20 protein-coding genes are annotated in these 17,622 nt (G+C 29.9%); 9 read left to right on the plus strand and 11 right to left on the minus strand.

Annotated elements, in window-relative coordinates; genetic code table 11:
* Window positions 1-168: 168 nt before the first annotated feature.
* The 3 genes from AJN58_RS03085 (at window position 169) to mog (ending at window position 3,583) form a co-directional block, all read left to right on the plus strand.
* Window positions 169-1,923, plus strand: coding sequence for a hypothetical protein (locus AJN58_RS03085; protein WP_070291938.1), 1,755 nt, complete (start codon window positions 169-171; stop codon window positions 1,921-1,923).
* Between the two features lie 113 nt (window positions 1,924-2,036).
* Window positions 2,037-3,020, plus strand: coding sequence for a magnesium/cobalt transporter CorA (gene corA / locus AJN58_RS03090; RefSeq protein ID WP_002861405.1), 984 nt, complete (start codon window positions 2,037-2,039; stop codon window positions 3,018-3,020).
* Window positions 3,021-3,040: 20 nt separating this feature from the next.
* The gene (gene mog, locus AJN58_RS03095) at window positions 3,041-3,583 is read left to right on the plus strand and encodes a molybdopterin adenylyltransferase (protein WP_070291965.1); all 543 of its coding nucleotides are present in this window, start codon (window positions 3,041-3,043) and stop codon (window positions 3,581-3,583) included.
* On the opposite strand, the gene AJN58_RS03100 is transcribed toward mog, so the two are convergent.
* Window positions 3,580-3,765 (minus strand): hypothetical protein, encoded by a 186-nt coding sequence (locus tag AJN58_RS03100; RefSeq protein ID WP_002861403.1) that lies wholly within the window; start codon window positions 3,763-3,765, stop codon window positions 3,580-3,582. The genes mog and AJN58_RS03100 overlap by 4 nt on opposite strands.
* A 126-nt stretch (window positions 3,766-3,891) precedes the next feature.
* Here AJN58_RS03100 and AJN58_RS03105 point away from each other — a divergent pair, with 126 nt between their 5' ends.
* Genes AJN58_RS03105 through AJN58_RS03125 form a run of 5 tightly spaced genes read left to right on the plus strand, consistent with a single transcriptional unit; the run spans window position 3,892 to window position 7,831 of the window.
* A complete protein-coding gene (locus tag AJN58_RS03105) occupies window positions 3,892-5,079 on the plus strand; it encodes a M48 family metallopeptidase (RefSeq protein ID WP_053872775.1) in 1,188 nt (395 codons plus the stop codon).
* Window positions 5,076-5,891, plus strand: coding sequence for a HemK/PrmC family methyltransferase (locus AJN58_RS03110; protein WP_070291967.1), 816 nt, complete (start codon window positions 5,076-5,078; stop codon window positions 5,889-5,891). The genes AJN58_RS03105 and AJN58_RS03110 overlap by 4 nt, the downstream gene beginning before the upstream one ends.
* Window positions 5,892-5,903: 12 nt before the next feature.
* Complete coding sequence (locus AJN58_RS03115; RefSeq protein WP_002871299.1) at window positions 5,904-6,374, plus strand: DUF4149 domain-containing protein; 471 nt, start codon at window positions 5,904-5,906, stop codon at window positions 6,372-6,374.
* A gap of 39 nt (window positions 6,375-6,413) precedes the next feature.
* Window positions 6,414-7,163 carry a flagellin C gene (gene flaC / locus AJN58_RS03120; RefSeq protein WP_070233231.1) on the plus strand — a complete coding sequence of 250 codons (750 nt, stop codon included), beginning with the start codon at window positions 6,414-6,416 and terminating at the stop codon, window positions 7,161-7,163.
* A gap of 35 nt (window positions 7,164-7,198) precedes the next feature.
* Window positions 7,199-7,831, plus strand: a complete 633-nt coding sequence (locus AJN58_RS03125; RefSeq protein WP_002855231.1) for a YggS family pyridoxal phosphate-dependent enzyme — start codon at window positions 7,199-7,201, stop codon at window positions 7,829-7,831.
* A gap of 12 nt (window positions 7,832-7,843) precedes the next feature.
* Here the strand turns inward: AJN58_RS03125 and dnaE are convergent, their stop codons facing one another.
* On the minus strand, window positions 7,844-11,446 hold the full coding sequence (gene dnaE / locus AJN58_RS03130) for a DNA polymerase III subunit alpha (protein ID WP_004305583.1): 3,603 nt from the start codon (window positions 11,444-11,446) through the stop codon (window positions 7,844-7,846).
* A 195-nt stretch (window positions 11,447-11,641) separates the two neighbouring features.
* Here dnaE and AJN58_RS09745 point away from each other — a divergent pair, with 195 nt between their 5' ends.
* The gene (locus tag AJN58_RS09745) at window positions 11,642-11,884 is read left to right on the plus strand and encodes a SelT/SelW/SelH family (seleno)protein (protein WP_257841545.1); all 243 of its coding nucleotides are present in this window, start codon (window positions 11,642-11,644) and stop codon (window positions 11,882-11,884) included.
* Window positions 11,885-11,896: 12 nt separating this feature from the next.
* Here the strand turns inward: AJN58_RS09745 and AJN58_RS03135 are convergent, their stop codons facing one another.
* From AJN58_RS03135 to ffh, 9 genes are all read right to left on the minus strand, one after another.
* The gene (locus tag AJN58_RS03135) at window positions 11,897-12,226 is read right to left on the minus strand and encodes an ArsC/Spx/MgsR family protein (protein ID WP_053872266.1); all 330 of its coding nucleotides are present in this window, start codon (window positions 12,224-12,226) and stop codon (window positions 11,897-11,899) included.
* Entirely contained in the window at window positions 12,223-13,563 is a 1,341-nt protein-coding gene (locus AJN58_RS03140) for a class II 3-deoxy-7-phosphoheptulonate synthase (RefSeq protein ID WP_070233229.1), read from the minus strand. Before AJN58_RS03140 ends, AJN58_RS03135 begins: the two co-directional genes overlap by 4 nt.
* A gap of 23 nt (window positions 13,564-13,586) precedes the next feature.
* Window positions 13,587-14,000: a hydroxyisourate hydrolase gene (uraH, locus tag AJN58_RS03145; RefSeq protein WP_002852246.1), complete on the minus strand. Its 414-nt coding sequence runs from the start codon at window positions 13,998-14,000 to the stop codon at window positions 13,587-13,589.
* Between the two features lie 132 nt (window positions 14,001-14,132).
* Window positions 14,133-14,489, minus strand: a complete 357-nt coding sequence (rplS, locus tag AJN58_RS03150; protein ID WP_002861395.1) for a 50S ribosomal protein L19 — start codon at window positions 14,487-14,489, stop codon at window positions 14,133-14,135.
* Window positions 14,490-14,498: 9 nt separating this feature from the next.
* Window positions 14,499-15,203, minus strand: coding sequence for a tRNA (guanosine(37)-N1)-methyltransferase TrmD (gene trmD, locus AJN58_RS03155; protein WP_053872575.1), 705 nt, complete (start codon window positions 15,201-15,203; stop codon window positions 14,499-14,501).
* Window positions 15,200-15,739 (minus strand): ribosome maturation factor RimM, encoded by a 540-nt coding sequence (gene rimM, locus AJN58_RS03160; protein ID WP_053872574.1) that lies wholly within the window; start codon window positions 15,737-15,739, stop codon window positions 15,200-15,202. The genes trmD and rimM overlap by 4 nt, the downstream gene beginning before the upstream one ends.
* Window positions 15,732-15,974, minus strand: a complete 243-nt coding sequence (locus tag AJN58_RS03165; RefSeq protein WP_002861392.1) for a KH domain-containing protein — start codon at window positions 15,972-15,974, stop codon at window positions 15,732-15,734. Before AJN58_RS03165 ends, rimM begins: the two co-directional genes overlap by 8 nt.
* A 2-nt stretch (window positions 15,975-15,976) precedes the next feature.
* Window positions 15,977-16,204, minus strand: a complete 228-nt coding sequence (rpsP, locus tag AJN58_RS03170) for a 30S ribosomal protein S16 (protein ID WP_002852274.1) — start codon at window positions 16,202-16,204, stop codon at window positions 15,977-15,979.
* 64 nt (window positions 16,205-16,268) lie between these two features.
* The gene (ffh, locus tag AJN58_RS03175) at window positions 16,269-17,606 is read right to left on the minus strand and encodes a signal recognition particle protein (RefSeq protein ID WP_070233227.1); all 1,338 of its coding nucleotides are present in this window, start codon (window positions 17,604-17,606) and stop codon (window positions 16,269-16,271) included.
* Window positions 17,607-17,622 lie beyond the last annotated feature (16 nt).

A 17,622-nucleotide genomic window follows, 5' to 3' on the forward strand; every position in this document is an offset into this window, starting at 1 on the left:
ACTCTCCTACTTGTTAAAAATTTCATCCTGATAATTTTAAAATTATTAGGATGGATGTTTTTATTGTATTTATTTTTGTTTTATTATTTAATTTTATAAAAATATAATTATCTTTTTATGCAACTTATAGGATAATATAGGATTTTAATTTTATTATCTAGGAAGATCATGTTTGATAAAATTCATTATTATTATTTTAATGCTAATTATGAAAAATGTTTAAACTTGAGTGAGCAATTTTTAAAAGAAAGTCCAAAATTTGCTTTAGAATTTGCTACGCTTTCTTCTTATAAACTTTCTCTTTTTCAAAAAGCTTTATATTATGCTCAAGAGCTTTTTTCTTTAAATCCTACAAGTTTTAATGGTCTTATACTTGCTAAAAGCTATATTGAAAATTTAAGACTTGATGAAGCCTTGAATTTATTACAAACACTTTTAACTCGCAAAGATGATTTAGAGGATGAACTTAAGTTAGAATTGGCTTTTATTTATAAACTGAGTAATAAACTAGAAGAATCTGAACAAATTTTCAAAGAATTACTTTCTAAAGATATGTATAATCTTAATCTATGGAAAAATTATGCAGAAATTTATTTTAAACATGATTTTACGAAGGCATTAAATGCACATGAGCACTTGTGTCATTTTATGCAAGATTTGATTGATAAACTACAAAAAGGAATCATTGCTGAACAAACCAATCTTAATTTAATTAAACTCGAAGATAGGCTTCATAGTAAAACCAAAGAAAATCTTACCATTTCTAAAATAGAAGATTTTTTAACTCATCAAATTTTACCCCAAAAAGCATACTTGCTTTTTAAGCTTTTTAGAATATCTGATTCTTTAGAACTTTTTCAATCGCTACAAGAAGCCAATCAACACCATGCACAGTTTTGGCAAAACTATGCTAAGGTATTAGAATTTAACTCAAACTATCAAGAAGCTTATCATGCTTATAAAAAATGTCTTAGCTTGGATTCTCATGCAACCTATCAATTTGATTTGGCTTATCTTTTGATGCGTATGGGAGTGGATGATAATTTTGAAGAGGGCAAGAAATATTATGAAAGCAGATTATTTTATGCTCATAATGAAACTTTTTCTACTTATCATTATAATGAAAGCCTAAAAGCTTTTAATAAATTTGGCGTTGATGCTTTTAAAAATAAAGAAGTTTTAGTATTTTGCGAGCAAGGCTTTGGCGATACTATAATGTATGCAAGATGCTTAGAAAAACTTTGCAAAATCGCTTCAAAGGTTTTATTTGCTCCTCAAAGTGCCATGTATGAAATGTTTAAAAATCAAATCAAATTTTTAAATCAAAATGATGATATTTTTAAAAATGTAAAGGTTTTAAAAAATCTACCTACAAATTTTGATTATGCTATTCCTATTTGTTCTTTGCCTTTTTTTATTGATATTAAGCTTGATGAGATTTTACGATTAAAAACACCTATATTGCCACAGAAAAAACCGCATAATCAAAGAAAAAAACTTGGTATTTTTTATGCTACTCCTAATGCTGAAAATTCTGATTTATTAAGAAATGTAAAATTTGAATTTTTATTTGATGTATTAAAAGACTTAGATTATGAAATCATTTCTTTTCAAATGCAATTAAAAGAAGAATTACCTAAGGTAATAGAAGATAGAAGCAAGCTTATAAAAAATTGGAATGATACTCTAAATTATTTATATGATATTGACTGTATGCTTAGTATTGATAGTGCTATAGCGCATTTAAGTTTAGCTATGGATATTCCTACTATAGTTCTTTTACATCCTAGGTTTGATTGGCGTTGGGGAAAATTTGAAAATCCTAAAAGTTATTTTTGGCCAAAAGCAAAATGTTTTATCATAAAAGAACAAGAAGAAACAAAAAGGAATTTACAAAAACTGATTAAAGATATTTTAAACTAAAGCTTAATTTAAGAGCTTTAGGTGGAAAATTTGGTTTTTGATTTGCAAAAATTAAAAAATTGATTTTTAAACTAATCAAGGTATAATTTTAAAGTTAAAAATAAGGAATAACTATGCTCTATGTTTATATCAAAACTCAAAATGCTTTAGTTCAAAGAATCAACTTTAATCTCGATAGTCAAGAACTACCACAAAATATTTTATGGATTGATTTACTTCATCCAAGTGCAGCAGAAATTGCTTTTATATCAAGTGAATTTAATCTTGAGTTTCCTACAAAAGAAGAAAGAGAAGAAATAGAACTTAGCGCAAAATATTGGGAAGACAATGCGACAATAACCATCAATGCTCATTTTTTAGTAAGAGATCTTAAAAGCGATGAAGAAGATAGGAATTTAATCAAGCTTCGCACAGAAATTGTTACTTTTGCTACAGCTAAAAATATCTTATTTACTATAAGATATAACGAATTTAGTACTTTTGAAGAAATTCAAGCAAGAATTTTAGCTAGTCCGAAGAATTTTGAAGATGGTTTTGATATTATTGATAAAATGTTTGAAGTGCGCGTTGAAAAAGATGCGGATTTACTAGAATGGATAGATAAAGAAGCAAGACGCTTAAGAACAAGTGTTTTAGAAAAAAAAGATGAATATAGTTATGATGAAATGCTAAAGGATATTTCAAGCTTACAAGAGCTTAATATGCGTGTAAGAGATTCTTTATTTGATAAACGTCGTGCTATGACTTCTTTGCTAAAAAGCGATAAAATTGATAAAGATATAAAACAAAATCTTACTATAGTTTTAAAAGACTTAAATTCTTTGGTTGAATTTAGTGTTTCACAACTTAATATCTTAGACAATATTCAAACCATTTTAGCCAGCCAAATCAACATAGAACAAAACAAAATCATTAAAATTTTTACCGTTGCAACTGTTGCCATGATGCCTCCTACTTTAATAGGAACTGTTTATGGTATGAATTTTAAATTCATGCCAGAACTTGAACTTCACTATGCTTATCCCATAGTGCTTGGGGTGATGGTAATTTCTATCATTTTACCTTTGGTTGTTTTCAAGAAAAAAGGATGGTTATAAAAATTTATTAAGGAGAAACAATGGATATGATAAACATAGGAATTTTAACCCTAAGCGATAGAGCAAGTAGTGGCATATACGAAGATAAAGCTACTGCTGAAATTGAAAGAGTGTTAAATTCATATATAAAAAATGATATTATTTATCATAAAGAATTAATCCCTGATGATTATGATTTGATCATTAAAAAATTACTTTATCTAGCAGATGAAAAAAAATGCGATTTGATTGTTACAAGCGGAGGTACAGGTCCAGCACTTCGTGATGTAACCCCAGAAGCCACGGAAGCCGTGTGCGATAAAATGATGCCAGGTTTTGGAGAACTTATGCGCTTAGAAAGTTTAAAATATGTCCCAACAGCTATACTTTCAAGACAGAGTGCAGGAATTCGCAATAAATCTTTTATCATTAATTTACCAGGAAATCCTAAGGCTATAAAAGAATGCCTAGAGCCTGTTTTTCCGGCTATACCTTATTGTATTGATTTAATAGAAGGCGCTTATATAGAAGCAAATGATGAAGTTATTAAGGTTTTTCGCCCTAAGAAAAAATGTCAAAATTAAAATTTATTAGCTCTGATAAGTCTGCTTAATTGTCTAGCAAGCAGACTTGCCGAAGCTTCATCTTTACTTATCTTTTGCACTTTATTTTTAAACTTACAAAGTCTGTCATCTAAAATCATATCATTGATTGGAATTTTAGGCTTTTCTTTTTGCTTTTGTGAAATCTTTTTCTTAAAAAACATTCTTTAATCCTTTTTTATAAATATACATCAACTTAGTTGAAAAGAATATTATTTTAGATTTTAAGCTATTAACTTTATTTCATTATTTTAAGCTAGAATTCGCAAAAAACCAATCAAGGAAAAATAATGACTTTAATTGCAATTTTATGTCTTTACACAGCACTTTTATCTTGGATTTCCTATACTCAAATTCGTTTCTTAGAAAGAGAAAAAGACAAACAAGCTCAAATTTTAAGCGAAAAAGACTATCAAAATGCAGCAGACATTGCCATCGAAAATGAAAAATTTAAACTATTTTCCAATTTTTATAATTTAATCATCAATGTTGCATGGATAGGTTTTGGATTTTTATATCTTAAAGAATTACTTATCTCAAACAACACTCGTTTTGAAAATACTTTATTTTTATTATCTTTTTTAATAATCACAAGCATTTTAAATCTACCTTTAAGTATTTATGAAAGTTTTGTCAAAGATAAAGCCCATGGTTTTTCAAATATGACTGCAAAACTTTTTATCAAAGACACTGTAAAAAGTCTTATTTTAACTTTAATATTTGGATTTTTAATCCTTTATGCTTTGCTTTTTTGCTATGATTTTTTTGGAACTTTTTGGTGGATTGTGGCCTTTATTTTTGCCTTTTGTATTATAGTGATTATAAATCTTATTTACCCTACCTTGATAGCACCTATTTTTAATAAAATGGAAAAACTAAACGATGAAAATTTGCTGAAAAAAATCAGCTCTTTAATGAAACAATGTGGGTTTAATGCAAATGGGGTTTATGTTATTGATGCAAGCAAAAGAGATAAACGTTTAAATGCTTATTTTGGTGGACTTTTTAAAAGCAAAAGAGTGGTTCTTTTTGATACATTATTAAAAGCTTTAAATGAAAGAGAACTTTTAGCTGTTTTAGGACACGAGCTTGGACATTTTGTTCATAAAGATATTATCAAAGCTTTATTTAACGGTGCTATAACTATGTTTTTACTTTTTTTTGTTTTTGCAAATTTACCTGAATTTGTTTACTTAGAAAGTCATCTAGAAGGAGTAAATGGCGGTGTATTTGCTCTTTTATTTATCTTTGCAAATATTTTTAGCTTTTTAATCTCTCCTATACTTAATGCCTTAAGTAGAAAAAATGAATTTGCAGCTGATCAACACGGAGCTAAAGTTACAAGCAAAGAAGATATGAAAAATGCGTTGATAGCTCTAGCAAGAGAAAATAAAGCTTTTATCAAAACAAGTAAAATATATACATTTTTTTATCTCAGTCATCCAAGTATTAGCGATAGAATCAAGGCTCTTTCTTGACTATAAAAAATGCTCTTATAGAAGCTAAATCTAGCTTAAAAGGTTATGAAAATGAAGCAGTATTTATACTCTGTGAATATCTAAAAAAAGATAAAGCTTGGTTATTTTTAAACCAAGATATAGAAATAGATCACAAACCTTATTTTGAGCTTATAGGACGTTTTAAATCTGGAGAACCTTTTGAATATATATTTGAAAAAGTGGATTTTTGGGGCTTAGAGTTTAAGATAAAAAAAGGCGTTCTAATCCCTCGTTACGATAGTGAAATTTTACTTTTTCAAATTTTAAATTTATGCAAAAAAATTACTTTTAATAAGATTTTAGAAATAGGATTTGGAAGCGGAATTTTAAGCATTGTTTTAGCCAAAGAACTTGGGTTAAAAATCACAGCCTGTGATATCAATCCTAAAGCCTTAGAATTAGCTTTAGAGAATGCCAAATTACACAAAGTCGAACATTTGATTGACTTTAAGCTTTGTAATTTTAAGCAAATTAAAGAAAATTATGATTTTATTTTTTCAAATCCACCTTATATTAAAAATTCATATCCTATAGATATTTGGGTACAAAAAGAACCCAAAGAAGCTTTATTTGGCGGAGAAGAAGGATATGAAATTCTAGAAGAAATCATACATTTTTCCCTCGATAAAAAAGTTAAATTTTTAGCTTGTGAATTTGGCTATGATCAAAAAGAAATTTTGGAAAAAATTTTATATCAAAATAATTTCATTGTTGATTTTTTCAAAGATGAACAAGGTTATAATCGTGCTTTTATAGCTAAATTTACAAATATGCGTTATGATAAAAAATAAAAGGAGAAACTTTTGAAAGCTGTTAATTTATTTTTACTTGCCTCCATCATAGGGGTTGAACTCATACTAGGAATAGTTGTTGCACCAACAATTTTTTTTCCTCAGAATCTTATAGGGGAAGGAGTGTTGAGCCATTTTCAAAGTGGCTTAATGATGACGCAAATTTTTATTAAAATGGGATATTTACTGATTTTTGTTTCAGTGGTTAATTTTTTATATGAAATTTATTCTCTTATAAAAGATGAAATAAAATTTCAAATAAAATTTTCAAAATTTATGCTGAGTTTGCTTATTTTGATTTTAAGCTTAATATTTGTTTTTTATTTTACTAATACCATAATTGAACTCCAAAACTTAGGTGAAAACGCTACAAAAACTCAAGAATTTATCAGTATCCATAATGCAAGTGAAGTGGTGATTAAAATCATCTTGATAATGCAAGTTTTTTTGTATTTCTTAAGCTTTAAAATAGCAAAAAAATGATAGAATATTAAATAAATCCAAAAAGAGAAGGAGTAGGCCATGATGATCTCTGATGCAACTATGATGCAACAAAATTACTATTTAAACAATGCACAAAAAGCTAGCGATAAAGCTTTAGAAAATATTGCAGCTGTTCGCGCAATAAGTGGAGTTGATAGTGCCAATTTAGCTATTGCTGACTCTTTAAGATCTCAATCAAGCACTATAGATCAAGGTATCGCAAATGCTTATGATGCTATAGGGGTTTTACAAATTGCAGATGCTAGCCTTACCAATATCTCTCAAAGTGCAGATAGACTTAATGAACTTTCAGTAAAAATGAACAATGCTGCACTTAATGATTCTCAAAAAGGAATGCTAAGAACAGAAGCAACACGCATACAAGAATCCATCAATGATTCTTTTAATAATGCAACTTATAATGGAAAAAATGTCTTTCAAACTATGAATTTTGTAGTAGGTAGCGGAACTGAAACTACAAATTTAAATCCATTAGCAACAGGTGGATTAAGCATAGATAATCAAGATAGTATTACAAATTTTATGGATCAACTTGGAAGTTTAAGAAGTGAAATAGGCTCAGGTATCAATGCCATTACATCAAATATTAATGCAAGTGTTCAAAACAGCATCAACTCAAAAGCAGCTGAAAATAATTTACTAAATAATGACATGGCAAAAAATGTTAATGATTTTAATGCCAACTATCTAAAAGAAAATGCTGCTGCTTTTGTTGCTGCACAATCTAACATGCAGCTTCAAAGCAAAATTGCTAATTTACTACAATAATATAAGCCCTAAATAGGGCTTATTTCTTTATCAAAATGACTTTAGAACAAATTTTAGAAAAAACCAAAAACGTTCGTCTTGTAGCCGCAAGCAAGTATGTCGATGCAAGTATAATTGAAAAGCTTTTTGATCAAGGTATAGTAGAATTTGGAGAAAATCAAGTCCAAGCTCTAGCACAAAAAAAAGAAAATCTTGATGAAAAAAAATTAGACATAAAGTGGCATTTTATAGGAACTCTACAAAGCAACAAAATCAATCTCTTAATCAAACAAAAACCTATATTATGGCACTCTTGTAATGGTATTAAAATAGCTAAAGCTATGGACAAAAGACTTGATTATAAATTAAATACTTTATTAGAAATCAATAGTGCAAATGAAAATAGCAAAAGCGGTCTAGATCCAAATCAAGCTGTAGAAGAATATTTACAAATACAAGAAGAATGCTCTAATCTAAATCTTTGTGGCGTAATGAGCATAGGATCACACAGCCAAGATAAAGAAAGTATTATCAAAAGCTTTGAAACTACATTTAAAATTTATGAAATTCTTCAAAAACATGGGGCTAAAATTTGCTCTATGGGGATGAGTAATGATTTTGAAATTGCTATAAAATGCGGATCCAACTTAGTAAGACTTGGAAGCATTTTATTTAAAAATCTTAAGTAAGAACAATCTTACTTAAGCATATTTATTAGAAATTTCCTCTACTATACTATCAGAGATAATAAAATCTGTATGATAAAGCAAGCAAGATCCCGCGCTAATAACTTTTAAAACAAGTTTTTTATTGTTTTTTTCATTAGGATTATGTGCATTTCTAGCAATTTCATGAATTTCATAGATTAACTCTCTATTTAACCTTGTCAAATCTAGCTCTATGATATTTTTTTCAAATTCCTTAGGTTCTGCGGTAAAATGATTTTCTTCTTTATTTTTAAAATCTTTTTTTGCTCCAAATTTTTTTATAGCTTTAATCTCGCCATCTTCAAGACTTTGTAAATCTTTAATTGCTTTTAAAAAAAAGCTAGGCTTCTCCCCTCCTTCAGCTTTAAATCCCAATACAAAACCATAGGCATTATTTTTTAAATTTTCATCTTTGATGATATTTTCTATTTCTTCTACATTGCTTTCAAATACAGTAGCATCAAACGAAGAATAATAATCTAAAATTTCAATTCTACCATAACGCTTATTATTTTTACTCATCATAGATTTGAAATCTTCAATTTTACCTATACTTAAAATTTCTCCATTATTTTTTAAACTTTCAAAATCTAAACTTTTAACATAATCTATGGCATTAATTTGTTCATAAAATCGATCTAAAGGATGGCCTGAAACATAAATTCCTAAAATTTCTTTTTCATATCCTAATTTTTCCATCACCTCAAATTCTTCATTTTTGGGAGTAAAATTTACTTGAACACCTGAAGTTAACTCCTCTTCACCAAAAAGAGAACTTGCAGCATTTTTTCTTACTTCGGCCATTTTACGCGATGCTTCGCTAAGATTTTCCATATTATCAAACAAAGCTTTTCTAGTAAAACCAAACTCATCAAAAGCCCCTGCCTTAATAAGACTTTCTAATGTTCTGCGGTTTATCTTGGTAGGATCTATCTTACCTAAGAAATCATTAATATCCTTAAATTCTCCATCTTGCCTTGCTTCAAGTAAATTTTCAACTGCAGGAATACCCACACTTTTTATAGCCCCAAGTCCGTATATAATAGCATCCTTGCCATCTTGCTCTAAAGCACTAAATTCACGGATCGCTTTGTTAATCGATGGAGGTAAAAGTTTAATATTCATTTTTTTCATCTCATCAATATAAACAGCAATTTTATCCACATTGTTTTCTTCGCTTGTTAAAAGCGCTGCCATAAATTCACTAGGATAATAAGTTTTTAAATAAGCTGTTTGAAAAGTGATCAACGCATAAGCCGCAGAGTGAGATTTATTAAAACCATATCCTGCAAATTTTACGATAAGCTCCCATAAATCCTCAGCTTTTGCTCTATCATATCCTTGTTTTTCTGCTCCATCTGCAAAATCAGTTTTAAGCTTTTTCATCTTCTCAGGATCTTTTTTACCCATAGCACGACGTACTACATCAGCACCTCCTAAAGAAAAGCCACCTATAATTTGAACAATTTGCATAACCTGTTCTTGATAAACGATAACCCCATAAGTAGGCTCTAAAACCTTTTCTAAACTGTCAAAAGGATATTCTATACTTTTTAAACCATGCTTTCTGTCGATAAAATCATCAAGCATTCCTGATTCCATAGGGCCTGGACGATAAAGCGCAAGAACCGCAATGATATCTTCAAAACGCTCTGGTTTTAAGCGTGCATTTAAGCTTTGCATACCGTCTGATTCGATTTGAAAAATCCCTAAAGTATTTCCACTTTGTATGGTTTTATAAACTTTGCTATCATTTACATCTATGGTTTCCCAAATAATGTCTTTATTGTAACGCTTTTTAATAAGCTTGATTGCATTATTGATTACTGTTAAAGTTTTTAGACCTAAAAAGTCAAATTTTATCAAATCCACATCTTCTAAATGATCTTTAGAATACTGCGTTACTAAATGTCTTTCATCATTTTTACTTTGTCTAAAAAGCGGAGTTTTCTTCCATAAACTTTCATTAGAAATTACAACACCCGCTGCGTGCATACCGGCATTGCGATTTAATCCTTCTAAAGCTCTTGCATATTCCCAAACTTCAGGACCTTTAGGATGACGATCAATAAATTCTTTGATTTTAGGTTCTTTTTCATAAGCAGCATCAAGAGTGATTTTAAGCTCTTCAGGCACAAGTTTAGCAAGCTCATCAGCATCTTGAATACTCATATCACAAACTCTAGCCACATCACGAATCACCCCTTTAGCTAAAAGCTTACCAAAGGTAATAACCTGTGCAACCTTATCTGCTCCATATTTATCAATCACATAATCAATCACTTCAGCACGTCTGTCTTGACAAAAATCCACATCAATATCAGGCATGCTCACACGCTCAGGATTTAAAAAACGCTCAAAAAGTAGACTATAAGGAATAGGATCTAAATCCGTAATCCTCAAACAATAAGAAACCAAACTTCCTGCAGCTGATCCTCTTCCAGGGCCTACTGGAATGCCTTTATCTTTAGCCACTTTAATAAAATCATGAACAATAAGCATATAACCTGAAAATTTCATATTTTTAATGATATTAATTTCTACTTCAAGTCTTTGTTTATATTCTTTATGCTTGCTTTCATCGATAAATTTTAATCTCTCTTCAAGTCCCTTTTTACAAAGCTCTTCAAAAACTATGTCATCATTATCAAAGCTAAATTCTTTTGTTTCTTCAGGCAAGGTAATATTATGATCTTTAGCATATTCTCTTGTAAATTTGAAATTCGGTGGAGTGGGATTGCCAAGATTAAGCTCTAAATTACATTTTTGCGCGATTTCTTGTGTATTTTCTATAGCTTCTGGAATATCTGCAAAAAGCTCACTCATTTGCTCAGGGCTTTTAACATAAAATTCATGCACACTATGACGCATTCTATCAGGGTCATTAAGTTTTTTTCCCATAGCTATACACATAAAAACCTCATGGGCAGCCGCTCTTTCTTTAAAAGTATAATGCGTATCATTTGTAGCAATGATTTTTATATTTAATTCTTTAGAAAGTCTGATAATATCATCATCTATCATTCTTTGATCACCTATACCATGACGCATGATTTCAAAATAAAAATCATCTTTAAAAACTTTTTTATACCATAATGCTGCTTCTTTTGCTGCTTCATAGCCTTTTGCACCAAAACGCACATTTCTTTCACTATAAGTATTTAAGTGCCAATTTACTTCACCTTGCAAGCAAGCAGAAGAACAAATAAGACCTTCGCTATATTTTTCTAAAAGCTTTTTATTGATACGCGGATAATAATACAAACCTTTAATATAACTTTGAGAACTTAAATACATTAAATTTTGATATCCGATCTCATTTTTTGCATACAAACAAAGGTGAAAACGCTGACGAGAACTTTTATCATCTAATTCATCGTGATTATGTAAATACGCTTCCATACCAATGATAGGTTTTAAACCTTGTGCTTTCATTGTTTGATAAAAATCAATTGCCCCAAACATATTTCCATGATCTGTCATAGCAACACTTGTAGCACCCTGCTCTTTTAAAGTCAAAGCTAATTCTTTAAGCTTATTAGCTCCATCAAGCAAAGAATATTCTGTATGTAAATGCAAGTGTGTAAATTGACTCATTTTCTTCCTTTAGTTTTTTAAGGCTTATTTTAATTTTGATAAAAATTATAAATTTTTCTCGCTGAATTTGAAAGAAATTGACCCTAAATTTCAACTTAAATTTTACAAAAAAGGCAAAAATTCAGCCAAAATAAACTATAATAAAAATTTAAGATTTTAATCTTAAATAAAATAAACTTTTCAAAGGATGAAATGATGAAAGTAAAAATTGCTTATTGCAATCTTTGAAATTATCGCCCACAAGCTGCAAGGGTTGCAGAAGAACTACAAAGCGATTTCAAAGATGTTGAAGTAGAATTTGAAATTGGCGACAGAGGTGATTTTATCGTTGAAGTAGACGGAAAAGTTATCTTCTCTAAAACACAACTTATTAATTGCGAAAGTGAAAGATTTCCATATCAAAATGAAATTAATCAATTAATAAAAAATAGAGTGTAATCAAACACTCTATCATAATATTTTCTCATATTCCTTGCCAATATATATGTTTTGCTCATACTCGATAATAGGACGCTTAATACAGCTTGGATTTTCTAATACAATTTTCTCAAGTTCTTTTTCATTTAAACTTTTAACTTTTTCTTTGTTTAAACCAAGTTTTTTAGAAGTTAATCCAGCAGTATTGATAAGTTCTTCAAAAGATTTTTGTTTTAACCATGTGTATAAAATATCTTGATTAACCTTTTTAATATCCATAAAATCAAACACAATGCCTTTTTGTGTTAAAGCATCCATAGCTTTTTTTACGGAATTGCAATTTTTAATACCATAGAGTTTCATTTTCTAGCCTTTTTTACCAAATCTGCGATTAAAAAAGCAAGTTCTAATGCTTGATCCGCATTAAGTCTTGGATCGCATTGAGTCTCATAACGATCTTCCAAGCTTTGAGCAGTAACATTGCTTGCACCACCTGTGCATTCTGTTACATCTTTCCCAGTCATTTCAAGATGCACCCCACCTGGATAAACTCCTTCGCTTATTGCAATCTCAAAAAAAGATCTCACTTCTTGCATGATTTTGTCAAACTCACGTGTTTTAAAATTACCTGCTTTTACTGTATTTCCATGCATAGGATCTATACTATATACTAAATTTAAACCTTCGCTTTTAAGTTTAGAGAAAATTTTTGGCAAATTATTGATAATTTTATCTGCACCCATGCGGATAATAATATTTAATCTTCCTTCTTCATTATTTGGATTTAAAACATTTGCTAAAGCTATGATATCATCAGCACTTGCACTAGGTCCTATTTTAACCCCTAAAGGATTTTTTACTCCTCTTAAAAAATGTACGTGGGCTTCATCAAGCGCCCTTGTTCTTTCACCTATCCAAAGCATGTGAGCTGAACAATCGTAAATTTCTCCACTTAAACTATCCACTCTAGTTAAAGCTTCTTCATAAGGCAAAAGTAAAGCTTCATGTGAAGTATAAACACTAACTTCTCTTAGACTTGGGGTATTACTTGTATTAATCCCACAAGCTTCCATAAAAGCTAAAGCTTGTGAAATTTTTTCACTGATATTAGTATATTGCTTATGGAGTTCACTCTTTTTTAAAAAGCCCAAATTCCAACGATGTACTTCATGCAAATCTGCTAAACCACCCTTAGCAAATCCGCGCAACAAATTTAGCGTTGTTGCACTTTGATAATAAGCTTCAAGCATTCTACGTGGATCAGGAATGCGTGCTTGTTCGCTAAATTCAAAACCATTAATAATATCACCACGATAACTAGGAAGACTTATACCATTTAACTCTTCAAAATCACTACTTCTTGGCTTGGCAAACTGCCCTGCAATACGACCAATTTTTACAACAGGACATCCACCGGCAAATGTAAGCACTATAGCCATTTGAAGTAAAATTTTAAACATATCACGGATATTTACAGCGCCAAAATTTTCAAAGCTTTCAGCACAATCTCCACCTTGAAGTAAAAAAGCTTCTTTTTTACAAACTCTTGCTAAAGACTTTTGAAGATTTCTCACTTCTCCAGCAAAAACCAAAGGAGGAAGTTTCTCAAGTCTTGCTAAAACTCTATTCATTTCCTCTTGATCTGGATAGATAGGTTGCTGTTTTATGGGATAGTTTTTCCAAGAATTCTTAGTCCACATGGTTTTTTCTTTCGTTTTATTGATCAGCTTCCTCTATAAGTTGAATAACCAAAAGGAGAAAGGGTTATTGGAACATGATAATGTTTTTGATCTTTAGAAAGCTCAAAACTTACCTCTACAAAAGGATAAAAAGTATTTATTTTGTGTGATGTGTAATAGTCTTTTGTAAAAAATTTAAGCTTATAAATTCCAAAAGCCCTATTTTCAGCTTTTTCATATGGTAATAAATCCCCTATTCTACCATTTTCTTCGGTAAATTCTTCACTTACTTTTTTCCACTGTTGATTTGCTTCCAACTTATAAAGCTCAACTTTTACTTTAGGAGCGGGTTGTCCAGAAGTAATATCCAAGACATGAGTGCTTAATTGATATTCAGTAGCACTCAAAAACATTGGCACGCTTGCTAATATTAATAAAGTTTTTTTAATAGAAAACATTTTCTCTCCTTATATAATATTTACAAGGAATATTATATAAGAGCATTATTAATAATTAAAATCAAATAATAAAAATTATAAATTAATTATAATTATTTAATTGTTAGACTTATAATAAAAAATAATTATAAATTATTTTTTAAGCTCTTTAATACGTGCTGCTTTACCGCGTCTGTCTCTTAAGTAGAATAATCTTGCACGGCGTACACGACCACGACGCAAAACAATAATACTTTCCAAACTCTCACTATAAATAGGGAAAATTCTCTCAACGCCAACATTATTAGCACCCATTTTACGTACGATAAAAGTTTCGCTTACGCCATTACCTCTTCTAGCAATACAAATACCCTCAAAATTTTGGATTCTTGTTTTATCTCCTTCTTTGATACGAATTGCAAGCTTTAAAGTATCACCAGCACGAAAATCTGGAACATTTTTACCTTCAATTTGTTTTGCTTCAAATTGTTCTATATATTTATTTTTCATAAAAATCCCTTATTTTTTGCGTTCATGCTCTAAAAATAAATCTGGACGAAAAAATTTCGTTTTGCAAGACGCCAAAGTAGTTTTTAAACTTGCAATTCTAGCGTGATTACCCTTTAAAAACTCTGAAGGAGTATAAAATTTTTGATTTTTTTTCTCAAAAATAAAAGGTTTTGAAAAAGCAGGTGCTTCGAGTAAATTATTTTCAAAGCTTTCTTCTTCCAAACTTTCCATATTCCCTAAAACCCCGTTAACATTTCTTAAAATCGCATCACACATTACAAGCGCAGGTAATTCTCCTCCTGTTAAAATAAAATCCCCTATGCTAAAAACTTCATTCCCAAAAATTTCAAGCACTCTTTCATCTATACCTTCATAGCGCCCACATACAAAAACTATGTGTTCTTTTTTACTTAAGCGTTTGGCGTCTTTTTGATTAAAAGTTTTACCACTTGGATTTAAAAAAATAAAATAGGGATTTTCTTTTTTTTCTTGAATACTTTTTAACACCTCATACATAGGTTCAGCTTGCATCAAAAGTCCAGCTCCACCACCTATTTTATAATCATCGACTTTATGATAAGAATTTTTAGAAAAATCTCTTGGGTTATAAAAATTAAGTTTGAAAAGTTTTTTTTCTTTTGCTCTTGCAAGTATAGAATCCTGAAAGTAAAATTCCATAAGATTAGGGAATAAAGAAACGAAACTAAATTTCATGAATTTTCTAAAATTAAAAAAGCATCTTGCGTGCAAAAAATCTGTCGTTTTTCTATATCTATATTTTTAACAAATTTATCTAGATACGGAATAAAAAATATTTTAGAATATTTTTTATTCACCCATTTTTCATCACTTTGAATTTCAAATAAATAAGAAGCTCCAGTTTCCAAGATATCAACAACTTTACCTAATCTTTTATCTTCTTCAAAAACTTCACACTCTAAAATATCAAAATAAAAAAACTCATCTTTTTTTAATTTACAAGTTTGTCTGCTTTTCTCGATACTCTGAAAAAGAATAAGATTGGTTAATTCTTTAGCTTTTTCTATATCTTCATAATTCTCAAATAAAACAGTAGAATTGCTTGCATTATAATGCTTAATCTTTAATATTTCTTTGGTATTTTTTATAAAAAAGGTAGCATCTTTTTTAAATTGAGAAGAAAAGTCGCTCAGGTTATGCAATTTTACATAACCCTTAAGACCCACAGTTTTACCAAGTTTTGCAACTTGAACAAAATCTTTTTCACTCAAGTGCTTTTACCGTTACCCTATAAGAACTTGCATCCTTGCTCTTATAAGCAGAGATTACGGTTTTTATAGCATTGATCATTTTTCCATTTTTACCTATAAGCTTACCTGTATCAACCTTATGTGCAAAAAGAACAATCTCAAAAAAATTTTCACTTAATTCAATTTTTTGAGTGTTAATCTGTTCAGGATAATCTGCAATTAATTTTGCGTATTCCCTAAGAAAATTCTCTACCATGATTATTTGCTAGTGATAGAAGCAACTTTATCGCTAAGTTTTGCACCAACACTTTTCCAATAAGCTAAACGCTCTGCATCAACTTTAATTACCTCAGGTTCTACCATAGGATTATAATATCCAATACTTTCTATCCAACCACCATCGCGACGTTTTCTACTGTCTGTAACCACAATACGATAAAATGGTCTTTTAGTTCTACCCATTCTTGTAAGTCTAATAACTGTCATTTATACTCCTTAAAAATTAAAAATTTTATTTATAGATACTATAAAAAGTATTTATAAATAAAATTTAAAATTGTCTTCTAGCTTGGCTCATCATTTGTGTCAAATTCTCCATTCCTTTTTTGCCTGAAAATCTTTTTGCAAGTTTTGCTGCATTACTAAATTGTTTTAAAAAACGATTGACTTCTACCTGAGAAAGACCTGCTCCCTCTGCTATACGACGTTTTCTAGCATTATTTAACAAATCAGGATTTTCTCTTTCTTTTGGAGTCATTGAAGAAATCATTGCCTTAATATGTATAATCTCTTTAGAATTATCCAAATCTATATCTTTTACCGCATTTGCCATTCCGCCAAGCCCTGGTATCATACCGATTAAAGACTTCATACTTCCTAATTTTTTAATACTTTCCATTTGGTTAAGAAAATCATTAAAATTAAATTCACCTTTTTTGATTTTTTGATTGAGTTTTTTAGCTTCTTTTTCATCAATCACTGCAGCAGTTTTTTCAGCTAAAGTAGCCAAATCACCCTCGCCCATGATACGACTTACTATGCGATCTGGTATAAAAACTTCTAAATCTGCTACTTTTTCACCTACACCAATAAATCTTAAAGGAATACCGATTTGTTTTGCTATACCTAAGGCTACTCCACCTTTAGTATCTGCATCAAATTTTGATAAAATTACCCCGCTGATACCTAAAACTTCATTAAAACTAGCCGCAGTCTTAACCCCATCTTGACCACTCATTGCATCAGCAACATAGAAAATCTCATCAGGATTTAAAACATCCTTAACTGCTTTTAATTCATTCATCAAAGTCTCATCTATAGCCAAACGCCCAGCAGTATCCACAAGCAAAACATCCACCATAGAACTTTCAGCCTTTTTTAAAGCCTCTTTAGCAACCCTAATAGGATCTTTTTCATTTTCTATGAAGAAAAGTTCAATTTCATTAGCTTCACAAAGTTGTCTTAGCTGCTCCACTGCCGCTAAACGCTGTAAATCACAAGCTGCAACTAAAACTTTTTTATTGCGTAATTTTAAATAATTTGCAAGTTTGATAGTGCTTGTAGTCTTACCGCCCCCTTGCAAACCTGCCATTAGAACTACTGTTGGGGGTTTAGAAGCAAAAACAAAACCTTGATTTTTGCTATTGACACTTAAAATATTTTCTAAATTTACTTTAATGGCATTTAAAAATTGTTTTTGACCTATTCCGTTTTGCTTTACATCTTCTTCTATCGAAGTCAAAAGCTCTTTAGTTACCTTATGGTGAACATCTGCTTTTAAAAGAGCTTTTTTTAAGGTTTCTAAAGCGTTCTTAAGTGCTTTTTCATCATCAACAAAACGTAATTTATTAATCGCTGATTTAAAAGATTCGCTAACTAACTCAAACACTTTATCACCTTTCTAT

The sequence above is a fragment of the Campylobacter sp. BCW_4321 genome (assembly GCF_001763075.1).
GTDB classification, from domain to species: Bacteria; Campylobacterota; Campylobacteria; order Campylobacterales; family Campylobacteraceae; genus Campylobacter_D; species Campylobacter_D jejuni.